The sequence below is a fragment of the Synechococcus sp. R3-13 genome (assembly GCF_047462195.1).
In the GTDB taxonomy this organism is placed as follows: domain Bacteria; phylum Cyanobacteriota; class Cyanobacteriia; order Thermostichales; family Thermostichaceae; genus Thermostichus.
On the sequence record NZ_JANSIO010000497.1, the window covers coordinates 1 to 2,488 of the forward strand.

At 60.2% G+C, this 2,488-nt stretch carries 4 protein-coding genes; 2 read left to right on the plus strand and 2 right to left on the minus strand.

Translation table 11 applies throughout. The features are described from left to right. Positions 1-102 precede the first annotated feature (102 nt). Together NW856_RS13760 and ureG are read right to left on the minus strand one after the other, a co-directional pair. Positions 103-906: an urease accessory protein UreD gene (locus NW856_RS13760; RefSeq protein ID WP_041436300.1), complete on the minus strand. Its 804-nt coding sequence runs from the start codon at positions 904-906 to the stop codon at positions 103-105. Then, entirely contained in the window at positions 903-1,565 is a 663-nt protein-coding gene (gene ureG, locus NW856_RS13765) for an urease accessory protein UreG (protein ID WP_011432513.1), read from the minus strand. The genes NW856_RS13760 and ureG overlap by 4 nt, the downstream gene beginning before the upstream one ends. A gap of 59 nt (positions 1,566-1,624) precedes the next feature. Here ureG and NW856_RS13770 point away from each other — a divergent pair, with 59 nt between their 5' ends. Together NW856_RS13770 and NW856_RS13775 are read left to right on the plus strand one after the other, a co-directional pair. Further along, positions 1,625-1,879, plus strand: a complete 255-nt coding sequence (locus NW856_RS13770; RefSeq protein ID WP_041436298.1) for a hypothetical protein — start codon at positions 1,625-1,627, stop codon at positions 1,877-1,879. Positions 1,880-2,022: 143 nt separating this feature from the next. Continuing rightward, the coding region (locus NW856_RS13775) for a carboxymuconolactone decarboxylase family protein (protein WP_414400703.1) at positions 2,023-2,488 on the plus strand (466 nt) is incomplete at its 3' end.

Genomic DNA, 2,488 nt, shown 5'->3' on the forward strand with positions numbered 1-2,488 from the left:
AGTGCGGGGCTCCTGCGATTTCTAGCTGAGAATCCGTTGAGCAGCGTTCAAAGGACTCCGTCCCGGCCTTGGGTCAACCAGTTGGTTTGAGTCAGCCTTAGTCTACCACCCCTGGGGTGAGCCACCCTTGGCTTGAGCAAGCTGTAGTGCAACCTGGCCAAAATGCCGCCAAATGGCCTCTGCCTGTGGCCCCACCTGGCGCAGAATCCAACCCTTACAGATGGGATCCGGAGACTTGACCAGCCAGTATGGGGACTCCGTTCCGCTGATGTGAACGGTCAGCCAAGTGGGTTCCGGCCAATCCCCCAGCAAGTACAGGGATCCCCAACAGAGATGGGATCCCAGCACTGACGCGGCGGAGACCTGCCGATGGGGAAAGTGCAGGTCTATGTGTTCCTGCAGCCAGAGTTTTCTCCCCTCGGGGGAGGATGGGATCCCAGCAGTGACCCAAACTTGCAAGCAGTTGGCAAGATGTTCAAACTGCCAGCGTTCGTCCATGGCCAGCCGTCCGGCAGTCCAGATCTCGGCATAGGCCAGGCGGGCTGTGGGATCCAGTTCGATCTGCACCTGCTGGCGAAAGTCTGCCCCTGCCCCCGGAATGGTCGGGTGAGGGATCCAGATCAACTGGCTGGTGGGGGCCAGCTTGACCTTGACCTGTTGCCGAATCAAGCCGGGATGTAGCCGCATTGCCCCTTGGGTGCGAATTTCCAGCGCCGAGCCTGGCCCCAGCCCGATCTCGATCCGGTGGCGATCCCCACCCAGCAGGCCGCCGTTGGGGTTGCGCAGGTAGTACACAGGTGGCTCCCCAGGGGATCCCAGCCATTGCAGGGGAGCCTGAGAATACTCCCAAATACGGGTATGTTCGCCTCGGCGGGTTGCCTTCAAGATGGCCTTACCGAAGTTCACAGGCGGCTCACCGAGGGGGGGTCGGCCTTGATGGGGCGAAACAGCACCTCCCGCTCCAGCCAACTGAGAACCTGCTCCAGCCCCTCACCCGTGCGCAGGTTGGTAAAGACAAAGGGCCTATCTCCCCGCATGCGACGGGCATCCCGTTCCATCACCCCCAAGTCTGCTCCCACATAGGGAGCCAGATCGATCTTGTTGATCACCAGCAGGTCGGAGCGGGTGATCCCCGGCCCGCCTTTGCGCGGGATCTTGTCCCCTTCGGCCACGTCGATGACGTAAATGCAGGCGTCCACCAGCTCCGGGCTGAAGGTAGCTGCCAAGTTGTCCCCCCCCGATTCCACCAAGATGAGATCCAGGGGGCAAAAGCGGCGCTCCAGCTCCTGAATGGCGTCTAGGTTGAGGGAGGCATCTTCCCGAATGGCGGTGTGGGGGCAGCCGCCGGTCTCTACGCCAATGATCCGCTCTGCCTCCAGGGCCTTGGCCCGCACCAAAAACTCGGCATCCTCGCGGGTATAGATATCGTTGGTCACCACCGCCAAAGACAGGTGGTCCCGCAGCGCCAAGCAGAGCTTTTCCACCAAAGCGGTTTTTCCAGATCCCACCGGGCCGCCAATGCCAACCCGTACCGGCTGGGAAGTTTGCGCAACTTTGCCCGACATCGGATACCTGCTCCTCTTTTTGGGCATTCTAGAACCAGATGCTTGCAAGGGATCCGAGTATGGTTCGGCTTTTGGTGGCAACTGCTGTGGTGCTGGTGGGATTTTTGCTGGTTAACCGCCTCTATCGCAACCCGCTGAGTTCGGAGCCGAGACCAGAGCAAGCCAGCCCAGAAGCTGCCCAGCAAGGGATCCCTCAAGGTGGGCCGCTGCAGATTTACCAATCTCGGGAACAGATCCAGCAAACCCTCAACCAAGGGGCTACCGCCACCCAGCAGCAGGTGGAAGCCGTTGAGCAATCCTTGGGCAATCCTTGACCCTTGACAAGTAAGAAGGGAGGCAGGTGCCTGGTTTCAGGCGGAGAAGGGATCCCTCCCCCAGACCGTGAAGCGCCCCTCAGGCTTGGGCGGATCCCCCAGACGCGCTAAAGTCGAGAATGCTGCAATTTTACAGACTGTCCATGCGGATCCCTCCTGTTACCCCAGAGAAAGCCGATAAGCAACTGCAAAAGGTTTACGAAAGCCTGGAAAAAACCTACGGCACCGCCCTGAACCCCTTGCAGGTGATGGCCCACAAGCCCCAACTGATGCGAGCCGTGATGAACCTCTACGGGGCGCTGCACACCCAAAACCCCAACTTGCCTGAAGAGCTGAAGGAGCTGGTCAGCATCCGCATTGCCCAAATCAACGGCTGCCGCCACTACTGCCTTCCCTACCACACCCTGCAGGCGCAAAAGTACGGAGCTACCCCGGCCAAAATTGCGGCGGTGGCCCAGGCCCGCACCAGCACCCTCTACACCGAAGCGGAGAAGCTGGCCATCGAGTACGCCGAGCGGATGACCGTGCCCAGCATGGTGGTCACCGATAGCTTCTTTGCCCAGCTAAAAGCCATTTGGTCAGATGAAGATCTGGTGGAGCTATCAGCTT